Source organism: Chitinophaga sp. CF118 (assembly GCF_900112615.1).
GTDB lineage: Bacteria > Bacteroidota > Bacteroidia > Chitinophagales > Chitinophagaceae > Chitinophaga.
In genome coordinates this window covers 401,375-423,217 of sequence record NZ_FOMK01000004.1, presented here as the reverse complement: position 1 = coordinate 423,217, position 21,843 = coordinate 401,375, and the positions used below count along the sequence as shown (strand labels likewise).

The window sequence follows — 21,843 nt, the reverse complement described above, 5'->3', positions numbered from 1 at the left end:
CAAAAGAGTATCATGAAAAATATCTTTCTTACAATAGTATTGTTTTCATTGGTGGTAGCAGGTAAAGCACAGTTTGCCTACGATTATCTTAAAGCGGCAGACTATTACTACAAGAACGCGGATTATAGTTCTGCGGCACAGTATTATGAAAAATATCTCGCAGGTAACAGGTCTATAGTTAGTCATACAGTATATAAACCTTACACTACGCAGGCATCCACAAAGAAAACACAGGTGGCTGTAAGTAATGAACAGCAGGCTATTTACAGACTGGCGGAAAGCTACCGTCTGTTGAATGATTATGGCAAGTCCGTTCCCTGGTATGAAGAAGCGTTGGAGTTTGATAAAACCCGTTTCCCGCTGGCTCCTTATTATTATGCAGTTGCTTTGCGTGCCCTTGCAAGATATGATGTAGCAGAAAAAGCATTTGACTATTTCCTGCAATCGTATATGACAGAGGATGTTTATCGTGAATCAGCGACACGGGAATTGCAGAATCTGCGCTTTATTTTGCAGCAGCTGCGCCGTCCTGATCTGTCATTATATAGTGTAGAAAAGGGACCTGCTGTATTGAATCCACAGGGCGCTAACTATGCACCTGTATGGTTAGGAGATAGCCTGTTGCTGTTTACCTCCACAAGACCTGATAACAGTGGTAGTAAGAAACATGTATTTACCAATCGCATTTACGGTGCTGCTTATACGAATGGTCAGCCGGATACGGTAACCCGCATTTCAGTACCCCAGCCTAAAGATGCTGAACAAGGTGTGATCAGCATTACACAGGATGGCAATGTATTGTTCCTCACACGCTGGTTGACGCAAAACGGTAAGAAAACATCTGCTATCTATAGCAGCAGAAAAAATGATGGCAAATGGAGTGAACCGGCTCTGCTCGATACAGTTGTTAATACACCCGGTTACAGTGCGCAGCAACCTTTTGTATCTCCGGATGGCAAACGTTTATTTTATGCGAGTGACAGGCCCGGCGGACAAGGCGGTTTTGACCTTTGGTCTGCAGAGCTTACCGCAGAGGGATCACCATTTTCTGTAAAGAATCTGGGTCCAGTATTAAACACTTCCCGCAATGAACAGGCACCTTACTTTCATACTGCATCCGGCGTACTCGTTTTTTCAACGGATGGCAGGGTAGGTATGGGAGGATTTGATTTCTTCTATAGTAAAGACAGCGCCAATAGTTGGCAGGAGCCTGTTAATTTCGGCTATCCTGTGAACTCTGTAAAAGATGATCTGTACTTCAATAGCAAAGGCAACAAAGAGAATATCCTTGAAACAGTATGGTTGTCTTCCGATCGTGATGCTAGCTGTTGCCTGGAATTATTCGCCCTGAAAAAATCTATACCGGTACCTCCGCCACCGCCACCAACACCGCCAGTAGTAGTAATGGTAACACCTCCACCGCCAGATGTACCAACTGTGTTGGATAATGTTTACTACGATTTCAGCCAGTCTTATCTGCAACCTGCATCTTACCCTGCATTAGATAAGTTGGCAGCCATGCTGCAGCAAAATCCTGACCTGATAATTGAATTAAGTGCACATACAGATAGTAAAGGTAAGGAAGAGCTGAATCAGCGGTTATCAGAAGCCCGTGCAAAGAGTTGTGTAGACTACCTGGTGAGCAAAGGTATTGATGCAGCCCGTTTACAATACAAAGGTTATGCAGCTTCTCGTCCAATCGCGCCTAACCAGAAAGCTGATGGATCTGATAATCCTGAAGGCAGGGCCATGAACCGCAGAACGGAGTTTAAGGTTGTTGGCAAAAAGTAAAAATATGCTTATGAAAAGAACATATCTGCTCTTGTTGTTGTTAATTATAGTACGGGCAACCAGTGCTCAGCAACAACCGCATTACACGCAATATATCCTTAATACTTTCATCATTAATCCCGCAGTAGCAGGTATTGAAAACTATTGGGATGTAAAGGCCAGTCACAGGCGTCAGTGGGCGGGATTGAAGGGTGCACCCGTTACTTCTTATTTAACGATTCACGGTCCGCTTAGAAAAAGTGATTATCCTTCGGCTAGCTTAACAGGCTTAACACCTCCTGGTGAAAACCCAAGAGGGAAAGCTTATTGGCAGCAGTATGAAACGCCTCCTTCTCATCCAGGTGCAGGATTAACCATTCTGAATGATAAAACCGGTCCACTAAACAGGTTTTCCATCACGGGTACATATGCACATCATATAGGGCTTACGCCGCGTACCAGTATTAGTGCAGGTGTTTCATTTGGCGTGCAGTCGGTTTCGCTTGATGCATCTATGCTGGAATTTCAGCAACCGGGAGATCCTGTGATTGCATCCAGCACATTGCTCAATAGATGGAAACCAGAACTGAATGCAGGATTGATGCTGTACAATGCGAATTATTACATCAGTGCTTCAGCACAGAATATTATTCCGCAACAGCTGAGCTTTGATGATGGTAAAGTAGTAGGTGATTCTCTTTACAGGGGAAAACTGGTACCGCATCTGTTCTTCTCTGCAGGGTATCGTACATGGATCAATGATGATATCAGCGTGCTGCCTTCGGTGATGGTAAGAATGGTCACTGCTGCCCCGGTAAGTTTTGATTTGAATGCCAAGTTCCTGTATCATGACAGAATGTGGGTTGGTACTTCTTACCGCATTCAGGATGGATTCGCAGCTATGCTCGGTGTGAATATCAACTCTACCATCAATATCGGGTATGCCTATGATTATACTACTTCTTCATTAAACATAGTAAGTCACGGTACACATGAAATATTAATAGGTTTCCTGATCGGTAATCGCTTTGGTGACCTATGTCCTAGAAATAACTTTTAAACTTTAACCCTTCTTGCCGTTAGAAGCGGAGGAAGACATTTTTAACTTAAATCCAAACTTTTATTTATGAAAAAACTTTCAGGTTACTTTTTCGTTGCATGTATGTTTTCTGTTGTACTCGGTATCACTTCCTGCGGTAAAGACGGCGATGCTGGTCCTAAAGGTGCAACCGGTGAAACAGGTCCTAAAGGTGACAAGGGCGATAAAGGCGATCAGGGAGATGCAGGTGTTATTTATTCCGGTTGGCTGGATGCATCCTACGGATTTGATTCAACCGGAGGTGTTTATTTTACTGATATCGCAGCTGATAAAGTAACCGCAGAGGTACTGAATACAGGCATGGTAAAAGTATATATGAACTTTGGCACTTCTGCCAGTCCGGTTGTTGTTTCAGTACCTTATGCTGAAGAAACCGGTGTATATATTAAAGAATATCTGCTGGAAGGACTGATAGAACTGGTAAGTAACGTAGACGCCAGTACTGTAGAAGATACCAATGGTAATCACAGAAGACAGGTAAGATATGTGATCGTTCCGGGAGGCACAGCTGCACGTGCTGCTAAAGCAATCGACTGGAATGATTATGCAAAGGTAAAAGCCTACATGGGCTGGAAGGACTAGTTTACTAATGACCATCTCCATCAAAACCACAAGTAATAGGGCTGCTTTATCGAAGGCAGCCAATTTTTAACACTTGCCGGGTATTTAAAAAATAATAATACTATGAAAAGATATTGTGAACTGACAGATGAAGAGTTAATAAAATTATACAGGTCCGGGAATGACAGTGCATTCTCTGTTTTGGTATCCCGACATAAGACCAGGATCTTTACTACTATCATGCTGCTTGTAAAAGACAGATACCTGGCAGAGGATATCTTCCAGGATGTGTTTATAAAAATAATCAATGCCTTAAATGAAGGCCATTACCTGGACAATAGCCGGTTTATAGCCTGGGCCGTCAGGATAGCCCACAACTGTTGTATCAGTCATTTCAGGAAGAAAAACGCATGGCCTGCTTTTTCAGTGGTGTACAAAGATGATCTTGCAAATAGTGGATATCATCAGGAAGAAAGCCAGGAACAACGCATTATTATAAAAGAAACACATGCTGCTGTTCAGGCAGTATTGGACCAGTTGCCTGAAGCTCAGCGGGAAGCATTGATTCTTCGTTATTATGCAGATCTCAGCTTTAAAGAAATTGCACAGACAGTAAATGTAGGCATTAACACTGCATTAGGAAGAGTGCGTTATGCCATTATGAATATGCGTAAAATAATGGAAAGGGAAGAAGCGCTGGAAGCAGTATAACTGTTTATATATTTGATGCAACCGTTTCTGTTACTGGTAAACACGGCAGTTCAATATAAAAAACTGTTCCTTTTTCCTGTTCACTTTTAAACCATAGTTTGCCCTTGTGGATCTCTACGATCTTGCGGGAGATGGAAAGCCCAAGACCAAAAGATTTCTCACCGGAAGTACCTGTTCTACCTGCCTCCGTATGCATTTCAAATACCTTCTCTTTCAGGGTATCAGGAATACCAATACCGTTATCTTTTATCATGATGGTATAGGTGTTGGTATTTCTTGTAACATGTATGCTGATCGCAGATTTGTCCGGGCTGAATTTAATAGCATTGTCAATCAGGTTTGTAAACAATTGCCATATTTTATCCCGGTCTAGCATGGCCAGGCCCGGTGGGAATTTTCCTACTTTAATGCGTTGCTTCTTCTTCAATGCTTTGAATTGGAGAAGGTCAATACATTCTGTTAGTAATACAGGAATGTCTGTCAGTTCTGTTCTCAGGTCTTTCAGTTCACCTTTATTCTTACTTTCCAGTAACTGGTTTATGATTCCAAATGCCTGTCCGGAAGCGGTCTGGATCATCCTGTACATGCTCTTATCCGGCGTAGGTGCGTGTTCATCTTCCAGTAATAAACCGGCTATAGCACTGATATTACCAACGGGATTTTTAAGATCATGCACAATTACTTTCAACAGGGCTGCATTTTCCTGATCTCTGTCTTCTACTGCCCGCAGGGCAGCTGTAAGCCGTTCATTCTGTACCGCAACCAGTTGAAGGTTATGTTTTGAGCGGTTCCAGTTTTTCCAGATCAGAAATGCTATAGTAATCACTGAACCCAGGAACAGGACGCAGATAAAAAGAAGCACTGATTTGAAACGATCATCGCTTTTCAGTGCAATGATTTCATGTTGCCTTGCCACATTCTCCAGTTCACTGTTAACATCCAGTTCATGTAATGCATGGTTTTGTGCATCCATGGAATCCTTTGCGGTAGTATATGCTTTCAGATATTTATAGCCACTGTCAGTATTGTTTATCTTATCATAATAGCGCTCCTGCATCTTCAGCCATCTCATGTTAAGATCATTATCAGACATCATGTTTGCATCTATATAATCTTTTACCGTCAATAGTATTGCTTTACATTCAGTCGGGCGGTTCATTTTTAAATAAAGAGCTGCCAGCTTCAATTGCATAAATTGTGCATCCAGGTTTTCATAGCCAGGTTGCAGATTGATATTGATACTTTCTTTTAGCAGGGCCTCAGCTGTTGAATAATCTTCCAGCCGGTAATTCGCATAGGCCAGGTTACCGTAAATGACTCCTTTGGCAGTTCCGATAAAACGCCGGTGACTTGAATCACCATTGAACCGGTTCTCATTATTCCTGATATAATTTAATGCCTGGTTATAGTAATGATAGGCACTATCAAATATATGGGCGCGGTCGTAGCTGAGAGCAATATTATCAGTATTGCCTTGTAAGGAAGAGAAAACCAGGAAATCGTTCTTATCTGCAGTATGAAGAATTTCAACACATTTTTTGAAATAGGAAACAGCCTCCAGATATTTTCCCTGTCTGTAACACACCATTCCTAATTGCCCCAGATAATCACTTACAAACAAAGAATCGCCACTTTTTTCTCCGATTTGTTTTGCCTGGTAATAGTACTGGAAAGCCTCTGCAAATCTTTTCTGTGCCTGGAGAATATCACCTTTCTGAAGAATAGCGTTTTCGTATAACTTCTTGTAGGCATTATCCTTGGAATGATCTTTCAGGATAAGAAGGATACTATCTACATACACCATGGCAATGGCATAGTCTTTATCGTAGAAATAGCGCCTTTTAAAAGCGTACTTTCTGTATACGTCTCCAATGCCTGGATTGGGATAATTGTTATAAACTGAATCAATAAATTTTATTGGCCGGCCTTTTTCAGCAAGGGTAAATAAACTGTCAGCATGCTTCAGAACAGAATCAAAATAAACAGGGTGATCAATATTTTTTACTCTCTGTTGACACGCGTATAGTGTTACTGTTACATATGTAAAAAAGATGCACTTAAATAGGTGCCAATAAAATTTATTATTCTTTGTCAGAATAATCATTAATTATAAAACGTTAAATTGCGCAATGCACTTTTAGGTTAATATACTCTCACATGACATTTCATGGAGGTTAACTGAGGTGTAAGTTAAGCGTTTTTCTTACTTTTTACCCTAAAAATGCATAATTATATTAATATACGAAATTGAGTCATATTAAGTTTACAAGATAATGTGAATTTATTAATAAATCGACTGCTGCGGCCCTTGTGCAGTAGGATCATTTTTGCCCGAATCTCCCCGAAAAAAACTAATTTCATCGTTTGGGCAGTGCGATACTGCCAGGATACATATGCCCATTACAGGAGATCCGGAATAGTAATTGTTAGTGACCCATAACCCGTAATTAGCCCAGTATCCCCAGTTGTGCCCATTGTCTGAATTCCATTCTTTATGAAAAGGATATGCCTGCTTGTTTGTTTTTGTCTTTGCCTCCAGCATCTGCTGGCACAAATACCCCATACCGTTTCCGGTGTAATAAAAGACACAACCGGGCAGGAGATCATAGCAGCCAATATCTGGCTCACAGCAGGAAAAGATTCGCTGCATGCTGCCAGTGATGAAACCGGTAGATTCACCTTTTCTAATGTAAACCAGTCTGTTTTCTCCCTGCGCGTCAGTGTGCTTGGATATGAAACCTGGTCAAAATCATTTGATTTCAAAAATGCCGGGCCACGTATTGAATTGCCACCTGTTATACTGCTGATGAAAACCAGCAACTTACAGGAGGTTGTCGTAAAAGGCAGGCAGGCCCCGGTTGTCGTAAAAGAAGATACCCTGGAATATAGGGCCAGTCAATACCGCCTCCGGGAAAATGCCGTAGCAGAAGATCTGTTGAAAAGATTACCTGGTGTGGATGTAGATAAGGATGGGAATGTAACAATGATGGGCAAAAAGATCACCAAACTCAGAATTAATGGGAAAGATTACCTGGTAGACGATATTAAAACCCTGACCCGTATATTACCTGTTGATATGATTGAAAAAGTGCAACTGATAGATGATTATGGTTATATGGCCCGGGCAACCGGCCGGAAGTCCGGAGAACCCCAGCAGGTACTGAATATTCAAACTAAAGCAGAACTGAATAAAGGGATCCAGATGCAGACAATTGTTGGCGCAGGTAATGATGGACGATATAACGGAGCTATACTCGCCAATTTCTTTAACGGTGAAAACCAGCTATCTGTTTCGGGTAACACCAATAATACAAGTGCGCTGTCTGGGAGTGCCGTGAACAGTAATGCTACTATTAATTACAGGGAGCAGACCAGTAAAGGATTATCTCTCAACGGTAGCCTTATGGGCGCACATACTGCCAGCAACATACAATCCCTAAGTAATGTAACCACCGTTACCAATGAAGGCACTCTTTACATTGCCAATAATAGCAGCAATTACAGTAACAATAATAATTATGCTTTTTATGGCGGGGCAGAGTATAAACCTGATAATGGCGATATCCTGAATGTAAACGTGAATATGAGCATGAATACCGCTGGAAATGAGAGTACTGTTTCATCCCTGCAAACAGGCTATCAGCAAAAGGATCAGGTGACGCAAAATATAATTGACAACCGCATTCCGGTAGTGGGTGGTGGCGTGTTTGCCAGTCATCGCTTTAATAAGAAAGGAAGGGCATTATCTCTCAGCTTTTATATGAGTTACACAGGGAATAAAAATGATCAGGATGGTATCAATAACATATTATATTACAACGCAGACAGTACTGTAGCAAAGGACTCACTACTGCATCAGCTGCTGACAAAGAATAATAATGATCTGATCACCTCTTCACAGGTGTCCTGGATAGAACCGATTGATTCTACCTCCAGCCTGGAACTACGTTACCTGATCAACTATACGAAGTCCGACAATACACAGATAACGGACTGGCTAAGTCTGGAAGGCAAATATGAGCGGATCGAGTCGCTGAGCAATACGTTTAAGTATAGTATGTCTCAGCAGCAGCTGGAATTAAACTACCGTAAAAGCATAGGGAGGTTTGATTATACCCTGGGAGCCCGGTTAATGCCCTCCGGCTTATCTGGCAAGGGCACAAATGGACAGGCGCCAACAAAACTACATAGCAATCCGCTGGCTCCTGTTTTACGCATTCAGTACAAATTACCCCGGTCACAATTTATATCCCTGTTTTATAATGGCGTCGTTATCTTCCCTGCTTTTCAGCAACTGCAACCAGTACCGGATCTTACCAACGCGCAGTTTCCGATAGTAGGTAATCCACTGTTAAAACCGGGATTCACCCACTCTGTATTTCTGAACTACCGTAGTTTAAACACTGCCAGCTCACATACTTTATTCCTGCATCTGGCTGCCAACTATACAAAAGATAAAGTGGTGACCAATACAGTAACAGTGCAGGACAGCTTTAACACAGTAAAGCAGGAAACGCGTTATCTGAATACAGATGGAGATTATAATTACCGCTTTGTATATGGTTGGTCTAAACGGTTACGGGATGGCAAATATAATTTTTACCTGGATGGAACAGCAGCTTACAATAACAATATCCTGTATGTTCAGGATGTGAAGAATATTGCAAAGAATCTAACATTTTCACAATCCGCCAGAAGTAACATGTTATTGAATTGGATTGAGTTAATGACAGGAGTAACTTATGCCTATAACAGGAATGTATATATCCCCAGTGATAATAATATCACCAACCTTACTACATGGACAATCAACGTTGTAGGAAAGGTCTATTTCCTGAAAACTTTTGCTATTGGTATAGATGCCAACAAACAACTGAATAGTGGCTACAGCGGATCTTTAAGCAGCAATCCGTTAATGGCGAATGCTTTCCTGGAAAAGATGTTCTTTAAAAAGAGCCTTACCTGCAGGGCGCAGGTATTTAATTTGTTAAATGAAAATGCCCGCTTATCCCAGTTTATTAGTGGGAACTCTGTTACTGAAAGCAGGGATAATCTGCTCAGCCGTTATTTCATGTTATCATTACAACTTGATTTGAAAAAGTTCAAAAGCGGTAAATAAAAAGAGGCTGACCCACATTTTGTGAAGCCAGCCTCTTTTATTTATGGTGAGGTGCTATTATTTCTTTTCGAGCAGTTTGAAGAACTGGTCAAGCTGTGGCAGGATCACTATACGTGTACGGCGGTTAGCAGCACGTCCTTCCGGAGTATCGTTGCTTGTTACAGGAATGTATTCGCTACGTCCGGCAGCAGTGATACGTGCAGGAGCGATTGCGTAGTCATTCTGCAGTACCCGGGTAACAGCAGTTGCTCTCTTCACACTCAGGTCCCAGTTATCCAGCAACACACCTTTCTTATATGGAACGGAATCTGTATGACCTTCTACCAGGAACTCGATATCGGGTTGGTTGTTCAGCACTTTGGCCACCTTCCCTAACACTTCTTTTGCGCGGGCAGTTATATCATAACTACCACTTTCAAACAACAGTTTGTCGGAGATATCGATATATACCACACCTTTTTCCACTTTGATGTTGATGTCCTTGTCATCCAGGTTCCCAATTGCACCTTTCAGGTTCATTACCAGCGCCATGTTCAGGGAATCTTTTCTCGCTATGGCTGATTGCAGATCCTGTATATAAGCATCTTTTGCACCAATATTATCCAATGATTTCTTAATACTTTCAGCCTGTGAGCCAGTGATTACAGACAGATCTTTCAGCTGATTTAATAATATACTGTTGTTTTGTTTCAGGCCTTCTACACGTTCATCGCTCACACTGTTTCTATGCCGGTATGCTTCTGTAGAATCGCGCATAGTACGTTGGCAATCCTCTAATTTGCTCTGCAACTGGGCATACTGCCCTGTTAGTGCAGCATATTGGGCTTGCGAGGCTTTAAACTTCTTTGTACTGACGCAGGAGAACAATAAGACAGGAATAGACAATGATAATAATATGGCTTTAAGTTTCATATGTATTGTATTTTTTGTAATGACTCTTGTTTCATTACCTGTACAATTCAAATTAATCCAAAACCACGCCATTTTGTAGCGGGCAGTGCTGTAATTATGTTAAAGTTATTGACTAATAATAAATTCGCATTTCTTTATATTGTATTCGCATCACTGCTATCCATAGAATGTTTCATTTATTTTAGGTAATTATTCAACCACGTTTGAGCGGTCTCATAATCTGTAAAACATCATGAAGAAAATTTCTTTACGTTTCCTGTTAGCTATTCTTTTGCTTTCACCTGTAATGATGAAAGCACAATTAAAGTCTGCAGCTACTCCACTAGCCACCTTGCAACAACAATTTGTAGATCTGCGGTTCGGCATGTTTATCCATTTTAACATTCCTACTTTTATGGATCAGGATTGGCCTGATCCGGAAGCGCCGGCATCTATATTTAATCCCGCTAAACTGGACTGTAATCAATGGGCCGCAACTGCCAAAGCTGCAAATATGTCTTATGGTTGTCTTACCACAAAACATCATAGCGGTTTTTGTATCTGGGATACAAAAACAACAGATTACAATGTGATGAATAGTCCGCTGAAGAGAGATGTTGTAAAAGAATATACTACTGCATTCCGGGCAAAAGGATTGAAAGTAATGTTGTATTATTCAATTCTTGATACACATCATAAACTGCGTCCACACAGTATTACACAAAAACATATTGAGATGGTCAAAGCACAGCTCACAGAGCTGCTTACTAAGTATGGTGAAATCACTGCTTTAATCATAGACGGATGGGATGCTCCCTGGTCCAGGATCTCTTATGATGATGTACCTTTCGAGGAGGTCTATCGCCTTGTAAAATCACTGCAGCCCAACTGCCTGCTGATGGACCTGAATGCAGCGAAGTATCCTGCGGAGGGTTTATTTTATACTGACATTAAATCTTATGAACAAGGTGCTGGCCAGCATATTTCTAAAGAAAGCAATAAGCTGCCTGCATTATCCTGTCTGCCTATTAACACAGCCTGGTTCTGGAAAACAAACTTTCCAACTACACCTGTAAAGGATCCCGCAAAACTGGTAAATGATAACCTTGTAGAGTTAAATAAAGTGTGGTGCAATTTCATATTGAATGTTGCCCCTAACCGCGATGGTTTGATCGATGATAATGCAGTAGCTGCACTAGAACAGATCGGTAAGCTGTGGAAGCCACAAGGACAATTACCGGTATTGCCAGCAGGAGAAACACCAATCATATCTTCTAACCTGGCAAAACATCAGCCAAGCAATTCCAGCTGGAGTGATGATATGAACATCATGGACTTCGCTAATGATGATGATTTCAAAAGCAGCTGGCAGTCTAATAAAACAGTGAAGCAACCCTGGTATGAAATAGACTTTGATAAAGACAAGAGCTTTAACATGGTCACTATCTTGGAAGATGGTAATAATATTAAGAAATACCATTTGGAGTATAATGAAAATGGCATATGGAAACCATTAGCCGCCAGTAAGAGTGAAGGACGATTGAAAATACACCGTTTCGACAGGGTATGGGGGAATAAAGTACGGATCTCAGTAGATGAGTGTAGTGCAGCTCCAGCTATTGCAGAAGTAGGAGTGTATGATGAGAGGAGGTAAATATTAGTAGTCTTATTTGTATAGGAGCGGATTATCGGGTAAAAGACCGGGTAATCCGCTTTTTTGTGAAAGGTTAAAAAAGTTAAAATAACCACAAAATTAATTCCCTACTAATTAAGTGGACTTTGTATATTTGCACCACTGTGATCATACTATTACCTAAATCAGCATGTGGACCAGCATATTGTAAACAGAAAACCATTAATGTAAAATAATCCATCAATACTTCTGCCACCAACTTTAGTATGGGAAATACATCTGTATTGCCCGTGGGATTCCTTTTTTAATTTAAATCAACTTAGAATGCAAAAACATGGAAGGCGTGTAAGGAATCTCTGTGCGCCGTACTTATTAATGTGGCTTATCCTATTCCTGTCTGTTGCTTCATACGCACAGGATACTCCAATAAAGAAAGGGAAGGTAACAGATGACAAAGGACAGGCTTTACCCGGAGTGAGTGTACAGATTAAAGGTACATCAAAAGGGACGTCTACCGCGGCAGATGGTAGTTTTCAGATAGCCGTTCCTGATAAGAATGCTGTACTGATATTTTCCTATGTAGGCTATGAAAAACAGGAACTGCCTGCCGGTAATCAGGAGAGCTTTCAGGTAAAGCTGGGATCGTCACAGAGTGCATTAAATGAAGTGGTGGTAGTTGGTTATGGAACACAAAAGAAAGGAGATATCCTTGGGGCAGTAACCACACTAGATGTTACACACCTGATAGAAAGACCATTGGGCAGGGTAGAACAGGCACTGATAGGACAGATGCCCGGTGTACAGGTAAGGCAGCAAACAGGAATGCCGGGACAGGGGCTTAGTATCCTGGTGCGTGGTTCCGGATCTATCACGGCAGGTACAGAACCATTATATGTAGTAGATGGTTTTCCACTGGATGTAGCTACTGCAAATGGTAGTGGTGGTTTTAACAACAATCCTTTAAATAGTATCAGTCCAAACGATATTGAAAGTGTACAGGTTTTGAAAGATGCTGCTGCCGGGGCTATCTATGGTTCACGTGCAGCCAATGGTGTGGTGATCATCACCACGAAAAGAGGACTGTCCGGTAAAGTGAAGGTGAGTTTGAATGCTACATCGGGTATTAGTAAAGTGGCTAAGAAATTAGATATCCTGAGTGCGGATGAATGGGTGAAAATGGCAACAGAAGTAGCTAATACCAACTGGGTTAACTCCGGAACAGGAAGAACGGCAGACCAGACAAATGCGCAACGCAGGGCTATTTTAGGATTGGCAGATGGGGTATATAATACTTCTTACATGGCAGATGAAAGATGGTCGCAACCCGGTCATCCTGGTCTGACATACGTTGACTGGCAGGATGAAATATTCAGAAAAGCACCCTTTCAGAATTATGAAATCTCTGCCAGTGGAGGAACTGAAAGTGTACACTACTTCTTCTCAGGTAACTATCTCGACCAGAAAGGTACTGTGCTAAACTCAGAGTATAAGAACTATGGTGCCCGCGCTAATATAGAAGCTATTGCCAGCAAGAAACTGAAATTCGGGATTAATATTGCTCCGAGTTACTCCGTAACCAATGCTCCCGATGCAGAAGGAAAAGATAACCAGATCATGAAGGCCGCTCAGATGACTCCCGTAGTAGAATCAACAGCCGGCGTACTCACCGGAGCTGGAAACTTTCCTACCTATACCTGGGCCAGTGCGAGATTGATTAGTCCGGTGGCGTATCTGAATCGTTCTATCAGTCTTGTAAAAGGTACGCGCTTATTAAACTCCATCTATGCAGAATACCAGATCATACCAGGACTGTTTCTGAAATCTACAGTGAACTATGATGAAGCTAACCAGACGGCTAAACGTTATGTGCCGGACTATGTGGCTGTGGGCGCAGCTACAGAAAGAATTACCAATCCGGGTAAGAATGCTTCAGGCTCATATAGCGGATTTAAGAAACAGAATTTTGTGAATGAAAATACATTGAGTTATAGCAAAACAATTGCTACCAATCATAATATTTCTGCTGTGGCAGGGGTATCATACAATGATGTACATTACGAAACCTTTGCTATTAATACAGCCGGTGGTTTTGCCAACAGCATTATCACTACATTGAATAATGCGATCCCTAATTCCGCTGGTGTGACTGTTACTGGTAACACAACGGAAAGTAATAACACTCTGTTCTCTTACTATGGAAGAGTACAATATGATTTTAAAAGCAAATACCTGCTGTCTGCCAGCATAAGAAAAGATGCATCTTCTAAATTCGGCGAAAATAACCGCTGGGGTACTTTTCCTTCTGCATCCATCGGATGGCGTATTTCACAGGAACCATTCCTGAAACAGATACACTTTATTGATGACCTGAAGCTGAGATTGAGTTGGGGTAAATCCGGCAATAATAATATCGGTGATTACAACTCTATTCCTTTACTGTCTAATTCTAATTACAGCTTTGGTGGTAATACACCTACAGTCGCTAATGGTCAGGTAGTGGCCGGTCTGGCTAATCCGGCATTGCGCTGGGAAACTTCCAATACCTACAATGCAGGTTTGGATGCTAGTATCCTGCGCAACAGGGTAAACATAACTGTTGATGTATATCAGAAGAAAAATACAGACCTGTTACTGAACCTTCCTATCTTATCTGCCAGCGGTTTCAGCACCAGCTTACAGAACATTGGATCCGTACAGAACAGGGGGCTTGAAATCGGTTTGAATACTGTGACTATCACCAGGAAAGATTTTCAGTGGACTACTAATATCAACATTGCTTTCAATAACAATAAAGTATTATCACTGGGTGAAGGTGATGCACCTGTATATATTCCTTCTGCTTATAGTGGTAGCAATCCACCATATGTGCTACAAAAAGGATTGCCAATGTTCAGCTATTATATTACTAAAACACAGGGGATCTTAACAGATGCTGATATTGCAGATCCTACCGTAGCTAAGTTGGCGAAACAGACAGTAGGAGATACCAAATATTATGATGCTAAAAAAGATGGCGTGATCAATGCAGACGATCGCGTAGTATATGGACAGCCAACACCAAAATATACCTGGGGACTGACAAACAATTTCAGATATAAAGATTTTGATCTCGGTGTACAGGTATATGGTCAGCATGGTGGTTCTATCCTGTCTTACTTCGGAAGAGCGATTGATTTTTCCGGTAGCACTACCGCCAATGTACTGGGGATCTGGCGGGATAGATGGACAACCGAAAATCAGAATTACAACGCTCCCCGTGGCAAATTTGGATCTACCTACACCGTCCCTTATGTTACATCCGACTGGGTATATTCTACCGACTTCTGGAGAGTGCAGAACATTACCCTGGGATACAATCTGAAAGGACTGATTAAAACAAAAACGATCAGTGCGGCAAGGGCTTCTATCTCTCTGCAAAACTGGTTTAGTGGCGATAAATATAAAGGTGGTGTAAATCCGGAAGCGCAGAATACCAATAACAGTGGCAATGGCAGCTATTCCCTGCCTGGTGATTACGGTGCAATGCCATTGAGTAAGACGGTGACTTTTGGCGTAAACTTTACCTTCTAATTTTAAAGTATCATTCAATGAAAAGAGCAGCATATCTATTATTACTTTTTGCTACAACTGTATTCAGCAGTTGTACTAAACAGCTGGATCAGTATCCTGTATCAAATACAACTACCGATAATTTTTATACCAACAGCAATGATTTCCTGCAAGCGATCAATGGTGTATACAGCAAACTAAAGGATTACCCCAGTCAGTCTCTCTGGCTGAGCGAAATGCGTAGCGATAACATTGCCGCAGTATCTGATGGTAACCGCGACTGGCAGGGTATCAATGACTTTTCTCCCAACTTAACCACCACCGGGTTCATAGTAACTGCATGGAGTAATAACTTCAATGGTATCTTCAATGCAAATTCCGTATTGGATGCATTAACGAATAAAGGAAGTGTGCTAACAGATTCCCTGCGTACAAGGATCAGCGCTGAAGCACGTTATCTGCGTGCCTTCTACTATTTTCAATCACTACGCCTATACGGGAAATTGCCAGTTGTAGACAAACCGCTGACCGCAACAGAGGTTGCAGCAGTACCCAGAAGTTCAGTGGAAGAAGTTTATACCTTTATCATCTCAGATCTGGAATATGCAGCTGCTAATCTGCCATCTTCCTATACCGGTGCCGATGTTGGCCGTGCTACGTCTTATGCTGCTAAAGGGATTCTCGGACTGGTATATCTCACCCGTTCCGGACCTACTTATAGCGTAGAAGGTCCGGGCCGTGACAGTAACGAATATGATAAAGCACTTGCACTGTTCAATGAGATCATCAGCAGTAATCAATATCAGTTTCTCGCGGACTATGCTTCCATCTTCTCGTATACTAATGAGAACAACAAAGAAGTGATCTTTGATATTCAGTTCATGAGCAGTTCCAATGGCGCCGGTTTCCCCAGCTTTCTCGTGCCAGTGGCTTACTGGACAGGGCAGGGCATCTCCAATGCCTATGGGAATGGTTATGGTGCCAGCAACTTCAATATCTCAAAGAATCTGCTTGCTTCTTATGATGCTACAGATATCCGCAAGGCTTTTAATATCCAGTTAAGCTATTCTAATCCTTTCGTGAAAAAGTATATCGATTATTCTAAACGTGGTACAAGTGGAACCGACTGGCCAATAAATTATATCGTGCTAAGATACACTGATATACTGCTGATGAAGGCAGAATGTATCTTACATGGTCAGGGTACACACAGTGATGCGGTTGATATTGTGAACAAGGTACGTAACAGAGCAGGCCTTGCTCCGGTAGCTGATGTTACATTGGAAAGCTTGTTTGAAGAACGCCGTAAAGAATTCTTAGGAGAAGGATTACGCTGGAATGACCTGGTTCGTTCCGGTAATGCTATTACGACTATCAACAACTGGGTGGCCAGCGATGGTATTACTACGATAGGTAAAGCGGAAAACAACTTTGTAATTTATCCCGTGCCGGCTGTGGAGATCTCGGCAAAGGCGGGATTGTATGTACAGAATCCTGGTTATTACTAGGATGTTTTAACAACTGCAGATTCACGCAAACAGTAATTTCCAGGAAATAAAAACAGTAAAATAACAGTTATTTCTCTCCGATTTTATTGATCTTTAATACTCTGAATAGTATTGAAACAGGAACTGAACAAGGTCCGATAAGGCTCATCCTACGTTCATCCTACGTTAAAAACGTAGGATGAACGTAGGATGAGCCTGTTTATCCTTTCTCTGATACCGGGTTGTCGTCTTTTTAGTTAGAATCTGAGAACTATTCCTCTTCCAGCAAAAATGTTCCTATACAAATCATAGCTACATCTTCCACAAGTCCCACTATAGGGTCAGGAGTGCCCGTTCTTTTTCCGAACTGTTTACGGGCATAAAATGTGATGTAGGCGCCGGTAAATGCCGCCGCTGCCCCTAATAAGGCTCCAAACCAGGGATTTCTGTGTTTACGCCTGCTTAGCACTGCACCACTGATAGCACCCGAAATTCCCCGTCCTATGAGGCCTTCTTTTTGAATACGATCACCAGTACCAGGTAGTTTATCAACATATAATTCTGAGGCCGCCATAAAAGTAAGTGCCTTGCTATTGGGGAATAACAGCGCAGGTGCCAATGAGGTCCTTGAACCAGCAATTGCACTCACACCGGCAATGATGGCATAGTCTTTATTGGAGTTTTTCATTTAATGCAGTTTATAGAGATTAGACTGATAAAATCATACCAGTTTTAAAATCATAGTTCTAACCATGATTCCGGAGGGAATGTGTGGCAATTTCTGGACAATCCTCCTTTTTCATAAACATTTTTTTAATCATGTATTGAGATAATGTCTTACTTTTCACGACTACGGTGATGATGTTTTTTTCTGCACTTATAGAAGAAGTAAAATAATATCGATAATAAGAGATAGTGGGTTTGATTTATTTTAGAAGTGGGAAGTTCGGGGTGTGTTCGGGGTGCGTTCGGGGAGAGTCTGGGTCTGTATCGCCCTTGAGTCGCTCTTGGCTCACACCAAGGTCGCACTCTGGTCGCTCTTGAATCGCTTCCTGGAGCGAATAAAGAGCGACCAGAGTGCGACCTTGGTGTGAGCCAAGAGCGACTCAAGGGCGTTCTACTTACAGAGACACTACGGAGACACTATAGAGACACTACATAGTCCTGTCTTAATTTAATCGGTACACTCAGTTCAAAAAGTCTAATCAATTCCTGATCTTCAGATATCTAGCACCCACCCACTATTAATTTGCAAAACAAGCTGAAATGGAATAGAGGAATCCCTTGCCTCAGCTTAAAAGATTTGAATTTTTGTTGCATTGAAAGGGAACCTTTCTGCTTATTGTATTAAACGGAAAAATGATAGTGCTACTATTTCAACAGATAGTTTGAATGCTTCAAAACTTAAGGAATGGTGGTTGGTGATGTAATTTCCTCATTGCTCAATTCCCCCCGTCTTCTCCAAAAATATATTGCCAGTAACAGAGTTATCACCGGCAACACTGCGCCAAATTCATCATAAAAATACTTAGTCTTCCCCGTATCCACTGTCAGTGGAGTAAAGAACGCTTGTATAAACAGATTATGACTCGCATGCAATAACACTCCTGTCCATAAACTCCCGGACTTCAAACGGAACCATGTGAAAATAAAGCTGGAACTTATCACCATGACAGCAAAGCAACTCAGCCCGTACCAGGCAGGAGTACCACTGTTATAATCTGCAAATACAAGAATAGGAACATGCCATACGGCCCAGATTACACCAGAGATTAAGGAAGTTTGAGTGTAACCGGTTAACTTGAATAGTTCGGGTGTAAGAAATCCCCGCCATCCTATTTCTTCTCCGGCAGCATTAGCCATACTTTTTACAATACTGAACATGGCTATAAGTACAAAATACAGTGTGATGGTAACACCGGCAGGTAAATACTTAAAACCGAAGGATTCTGTCAGATTATTGACCGTTTCTTTATTATAAAATCCTCCCCAGCCGGTCAGCCAGATAATCAGGTAAGCAACTGTTGCATAAAAAAGGGGTAGGAGGTAACTCCAGAGCTGGTACTTTGGATTGCCCCATTGCCAGGCAAGACCGGAGATCTTTCTTTTGAGGATCACACAGGTAAGGAATGCGGAAAGTCCCGGACACCACATAAGACCGGTTGTAAATGATCCGCGCCCCGCGGATAATTTACCTGCGTGTATAATTAACGCATAGAATATGGAACTGAAAGCAAATGTGAAGAGGAGGAATAACAAGATAGCTTTGCGGGATTCTTTCATGGGTAATTATTTATAAAAACAAGATACGGAAATTCCTATATTTAGGCCATGCTCACCGAACAAGAAGCGATAAGTATACAAGAGACTTTAAAACAACAGGTAATTACATCTGATCACCTGCCTGCAACGATAAAATTGATCGCGGGAGTGGATGTTGAATACGACAAAGATAGTGATACCATTGCTGGCGCCATCGTTCTATTGGATTACCATACTCTGGAAACTGTTGAAGTAGCTACTCACTGTATGCAGGTGCCATTTCCATATATACCTGGACTATTTTCCTTCCGGGAGATGCCGGTATTACTCGAAGCCTGGAAGAAACTGACCACCTTCCCGGATCTGATTGTCTGTGATGGACATGGCATAGCGCATCCCCGCCGTTTCGGTCTTGCCTGCCATTTGGGAGTAACATTGGACAAGCCGGCCCTGGGGTGCGGTAAAACCCGCCTTTTTGGCCATTTTGAGGCTCCATTAGAAGAGAGGGGTGGAATATCCCCTTTATGGGCAGATGATAACAATGAGCATATCGGAAATGTACTGAGAACACAAACAGGTATTAACCCTGTGTTTGTTTCTGTAGGGCATAAGATCTCTTTAACAACAGCAAGTGATATCGTTTTAAAAATGTGTGCAGAATTCAGATTACCGGAAACCACAAGAAAGGCTGATCAATATGCGAGAGAGGCATTGTTGAATTACAAAAATTTAAACGAATAAATGAAGCACTTTCTATGAATAATATTTAACGATCTTTAGATCTGATACAGGCTTAATTATTTTCCCTACCATTTATGAGATATGTTTCCACTTTTATTGAGAACTAAACATGGATAGCGCTGCAACACAAGATATATTATTAGCAAAAGTGGCTGCTGGTGATGAAGGAGCTTTCCGGGAACTGTTCGACAGGCACCGTAATAAACTCTATGCTTATATGCTTCGTTTATCAAATGAACGTGTTGTGGCAGAAGACATTGTGCAGGAGGTTTTTCTTAAAATCTGGATAGGAAGGGAGCAACTGGCAGGCATCAGGAATTTCGATGCTTATCTCTTTACTATCGCCCGTAACCATGCATTTAATCTGTCTAAACAAATTATTTACCGCAAAGCATTACTCTGCGAAATCACTTCCGGACAACCACAATCTGATATTTCCACTGAAAACGACGTAGACTACAAGAACCTGCAATCACTCCTGGCCAGAGAACTTAGCAAACTTCCTCCCCAGCAAAGAAAGATTTTTACACTCAGCCGCTTCGAAGGCCTCTCTAATGAGGATATCGCCCGCGAACAGTCCATTGCTGTGGGTACAGTCAAAAAACATCTTAGCCTGGCTACACAGACCTTAAAAGCCGCTCTGAAAGACAATATGCAAACAATGGTCATCCTTGGTATTATGGTAAGGAATATATGGCAGTAATTTTTTTTAACCTGACTACTCCAATTTACCCGGCTGTTTGTCATTATAATAAATAAGGTAAGGTAAACATGTCTACATCCACATTAAAGACACTCTTGGAGAAGTATTTTAATGGAACTGTAACAGCGGAAGAAAAGACCGTATTACAGGATCTACTGGCACAGTCAGCACATAATGCTGACCTGGACGCCGCATTAAAAGACCTCTGGGATAACTTTACACCGGATACCAGTATATTACCTGAAAGAGCAGATGAACTGTTTGCTACTATAGTAGAAAAGAAATCCGTACCAATGCGACAGCGCGTATGGTGGCCGGCTGCTGCAATCATCACTATTCTATTAATGGCAGGTGGCGCAAAACTATTATTTCAGAAGTCCGGCCCCTCAATCGAAACTGCCACTTATAAAAACGACGTTCCCCCGGGTGGTAATCATGCAGTACTCACCCTTGCAGATGGTAAAAAGATCACCCTGGACAGCGCAGGGAATGGTGCTCTGGGAAAACAGGGTAATACTGTTATACTAAAACTGAATAATGGACAACTGGCTTACCAGGCAGAAAGGGATGCTCCAAAACAGATGTCCTATAATATGATCAGTACTCCACGCGGTGGACAGTTCCAGGTTGTATTGCCAGACGGTACCAAAGTATGGATGAATGCAGCATCCTCACTACGCTTCCCTACAGCATTCATTGGTAATAACCGCCAGGTGGAACTATCCGGCGAAGCCTATTTTGAAGTAACAAAAGATGAAACGAAACCATTTATTGTAAATGTAAACCGGATGAAAGTCGCGGTGCTGGGCACACACTTTAATATCATGAGTTACCCGGATGAGAAGAATATTGAAACCACGTTACTGGAAGGTGCTGTAAATGTATCCGGAAATGGATACTCCCAACAACTTAAACCAGGACAGCAAACACAATTATCCCCCAATGGAAATCTTAAACTGTTAACAGACCCGGATATCGAAAGTGCACTCGCATGGAAGAACGGTTATTTTCAGTTTAATAAAGCCGATTTACAAAGCGTAATGCGGCAACTGGCACGCTGGTATGATGTTGAAGTCATATATAAAGATCAGGTGCCTGATTTTATGTTTGTGGGCCAGTTAGATAAGAACGAGAACCTATCCGTAATACTTCGGATTCTGGAACGCAGTCAGGTACATTTTAACATAGACGGAAAAAAGATTACCGTAATGCCATAACACGTATGTAAAACTATTTAACCAAAATCTATACACAATGATCAGAATCTGCTTAACAGGTTAAGGCCGCTTTAGTATTGCCTGTACCTATGCATTTAAC

At 41.8% G+C, this 21,843-nt stretch carries 15 protein-coding genes; 11 read left to right on the top strand and 4 right to left on the bottom strand.

Annotated elements, in window-relative coordinates; genetic code table 11:
- Positions 1-12: 12 nt before the first annotated feature.
- From BM176_RS18025 to BM176_RS18010, 4 genes are all read left to right on the top strand, one after another.
- Positions 13-1,791, top strand: coding sequence for an OmpA family protein (locus tag BM176_RS18025; RefSeq protein ID WP_090105586.1), 1,779 nt, complete (start codon positions 13-15; stop codon positions 1,789-1,791).
- 10 nt (positions 1,792-1,801) lie between these two features.
- Positions 1,802-2,830, top strand: a complete 1,029-nt coding sequence (locus BM176_RS18020) for a PorP/SprF family type IX secretion system membrane protein (RefSeq protein WP_090106122.1) — start codon at positions 1,802-1,804, stop codon at positions 2,828-2,830.
- Between the two features lie 66 nt (positions 2,831-2,896).
- Positions 2,897-3,451 (top strand): collagen-like triple helix repeat-containing protein, encoded by a 555-nt coding sequence (locus BM176_RS18015; RefSeq protein ID WP_090105584.1) that lies wholly within the window; start codon positions 2,897-2,899, stop codon positions 3,449-3,451.
- Between the two features lie 102 nt (positions 3,452-3,553).
- Positions 3,554-4,141 (top strand): RNA polymerase sigma factor, encoded by a 588-nt coding sequence (locus tag BM176_RS18010; protein WP_090105582.1) that lies wholly within the window; start codon positions 3,554-3,556, stop codon positions 4,139-4,141.
- A gap of 4 nt (positions 4,142-4,145) precedes the next feature.
- On the opposite strand, the gene BM176_RS18005 is transcribed toward BM176_RS18010, so the two are convergent.
- On the bottom strand, positions 4,146-6,245 hold the full coding sequence (locus BM176_RS18005; RefSeq protein WP_090105579.1) for a tetratricopeptide repeat-containing sensor histidine kinase: 2,100 nt from the start codon (positions 6,243-6,245) through the stop codon (positions 4,146-4,148).
- A gap of 390 nt (positions 6,246-6,635) precedes the next feature.
- Here BM176_RS18005 and BM176_RS18000 point away from each other — a divergent pair, with 390 nt between their 5' ends.
- Entirely contained in the window at positions 6,636-9,260 is a 2,625-nt protein-coding gene (locus tag BM176_RS18000) for an outer membrane beta-barrel protein (protein WP_090105577.1), read from the top strand.
- Between the two features lie 57 nt (positions 9,261-9,317).
- Here BM176_RS18000 and BM176_RS17995 read toward each other — a convergent pair whose 3' ends face one another.
- Entirely contained in the window at positions 9,318-10,172 is an 855-nt protein-coding gene (locus BM176_RS17995; protein WP_090106121.1) for an OmpA/MotB family protein, read from the bottom strand.
- A 232-nt stretch (positions 10,173-10,404) separates the two neighbouring features.
- Between BM176_RS17995 and BM176_RS17990 the strand changes: the two genes are divergently transcribed.
- From BM176_RS17990 to BM176_RS17980, 3 genes are all read left to right on the top strand, one after another.
- Positions 10,405-11,805, top strand: coding sequence for an alpha-L-fucosidase (locus tag BM176_RS17990; protein WP_090105575.1), 1,401 nt, complete (start codon positions 10,405-10,407; stop codon positions 11,803-11,805).
- A gap of 303 nt (positions 11,806-12,108) precedes the next feature.
- Positions 12,109-15,354, top strand: a complete 3,246-nt coding sequence (locus BM176_RS17985; protein WP_090105573.1) for a SusC/RagA family TonB-linked outer membrane protein — start codon at positions 12,109-12,111, stop codon at positions 15,352-15,354.
- Positions 15,355-15,371: 17 nt separating this feature from the next.
- Positions 15,372-16,841, top strand: a complete 1,470-nt coding sequence (locus BM176_RS17980) for a RagB/SusD family nutrient uptake outer membrane protein (protein ID WP_090105571.1) — start codon at positions 15,372-15,374, stop codon at positions 16,839-16,841.
- Between the two features lie 250 nt (positions 16,842-17,091).
- Here the strand turns inward: BM176_RS17980 and BM176_RS17975 are convergent, their stop codons facing one another.
- Complete coding sequence (locus tag BM176_RS17975) at positions 17,092-17,508, bottom strand: hypothetical protein (RefSeq protein ID WP_090105569.1); 417 nt, start codon at positions 17,506-17,508, stop codon at positions 17,092-17,094.
- A 716-nt stretch (positions 17,509-18,224) separates the two neighbouring features.
- A complete protein-coding gene (locus BM176_RS17970) occupies positions 18,225-19,103 on the bottom strand; it encodes a CPBP family intramembrane glutamic endopeptidase (protein WP_090105567.1) in 879 nt (292 codons plus the stop codon).
- A gap of 48 nt (positions 19,104-19,151) precedes the next feature.
- On the opposite strand from BM176_RS17970, the gene nfi reads away from it, so the two are divergent.
- From nfi to BM176_RS17955, 3 genes are all read left to right on the top strand, one after another.
- Complete coding sequence (gene nfi, locus BM176_RS17965) at positions 19,152-19,823, top strand: deoxyribonuclease V (RefSeq protein WP_090105565.1); 672 nt, start codon at positions 19,152-19,154, stop codon at positions 19,821-19,823.
- A gap of 109 nt (positions 19,824-19,932) precedes the next feature.
- Positions 19,933-20,526, top strand: a complete 594-nt coding sequence (locus BM176_RS17960; protein WP_090105563.1) for an RNA polymerase sigma factor — start codon at positions 19,933-19,935, stop codon at positions 20,524-20,526.
- Between the two features lie 68 nt (positions 20,527-20,594).
- Positions 20,595-21,743 carry a FecR family protein gene (locus tag BM176_RS17955; RefSeq protein WP_090105561.1) on the top strand — a complete coding sequence of 383 codons (1,149 nt, stop codon included), beginning with the start codon at positions 20,595-20,597 and terminating at the stop codon, positions 21,741-21,743.
- Positions 21,744-21,843: the final 100 nt, after the last annotated feature.

What these genes read in the sequence shown, in the direction of transcription:
- BM176_RS18025 (WP_090105586.1), top strand. Translation starts at nt 13, where the DNA reads ATGAAAAATATCTTTCTTACAATAGTATTGTTTTCATTGGTGGTAGCA.
- BM176_RS18020 (WP_090106122.1), top strand. Translation starts at nt 1,802, where the DNA reads ATGAAAAGAACATATCTGCTCTTGTTGTTGTTAATTATAGTACGGGCA.
- BM176_RS18015 (WP_090105584.1), top strand. Translation starts at nt 2,897, where the DNA reads ATGAAAAAACTTTCAGGTTACTTTTTCGTTGCATGTATGTTTTCTGTT.
- BM176_RS18010 (WP_090105582.1), top strand. Translation starts at nt 3,554, where the DNA reads ATGAAAAGATATTGTGAACTGACAGATGAAGAGTTAATAAAATTATAC.
- BM176_RS18005 (WP_090105579.1), bottom strand. Translation starts at nt 6,245, where the DNA reads ATGATTATTCTGACAAAGAATAATAAATTTTATTGGCACCTATTTAAG.
- BM176_RS18000 (WP_090105577.1), top strand. Translation starts at nt 6,636, where the DNA reads ATGAAAAGGATATGCCTGCTTGTTTGTTTTTGTCTTTGCCTCCAGCAT.
- BM176_RS17995 (WP_090106121.1), bottom strand. Translation starts at nt 10,172, where the DNA reads ATGAAACTTAAAGCCATATTATTATCATTGTCTATTCCTGTCTTATTG.
- BM176_RS17990 (WP_090105575.1), top strand. Translation starts at nt 10,405, where the DNA reads ATGAAGAAAATTTCTTTACGTTTCCTGTTAGCTATTCTTTTGCTTTCA.
- BM176_RS17985 (WP_090105573.1), top strand. Translation starts at nt 12,109, where the DNA reads ATGCAAAAACATGGAAGGCGTGTAAGGAATCTCTGTGCGCCGTACTTA.
- BM176_RS17980 (WP_090105571.1), top strand. Translation starts at nt 15,372, where the DNA reads ATGAAAAGAGCAGCATATCTATTATTACTTTTTGCTACAACTGTATTC.
- BM176_RS17975 (WP_090105569.1), bottom strand. Translation starts at nt 17,508, where the DNA reads ATGAAAAACTCCAATAAAGACTATGCCATCATTGCCGGTGTGAGTGCA.
- BM176_RS17970 (WP_090105567.1), bottom strand. Translation starts at nt 19,103, where the DNA reads ATGAAAGAATCCCGCAAAGCTATCTTGTTATTCCTCCTCTTCACATTT.
- nfi (WP_090105565.1), top strand. Translation starts at nt 19,152, where the DNA reads ATGCTCACCGAACAAGAAGCGATAAGTATACAAGAGACTTTAAAACAA.
- BM176_RS17960 (WP_090105563.1), top strand. Translation starts at nt 19,933, where the DNA reads ATGGATAGCGCTGCAACACAAGATATATTATTAGCAAAAGTGGCTGCT.
- BM176_RS17955 (WP_090105561.1), top strand. Translation starts at nt 20,595, where the DNA reads ATGTCTACATCCACATTAAAGACACTCTTGGAGAAGTATTTTAATGGA.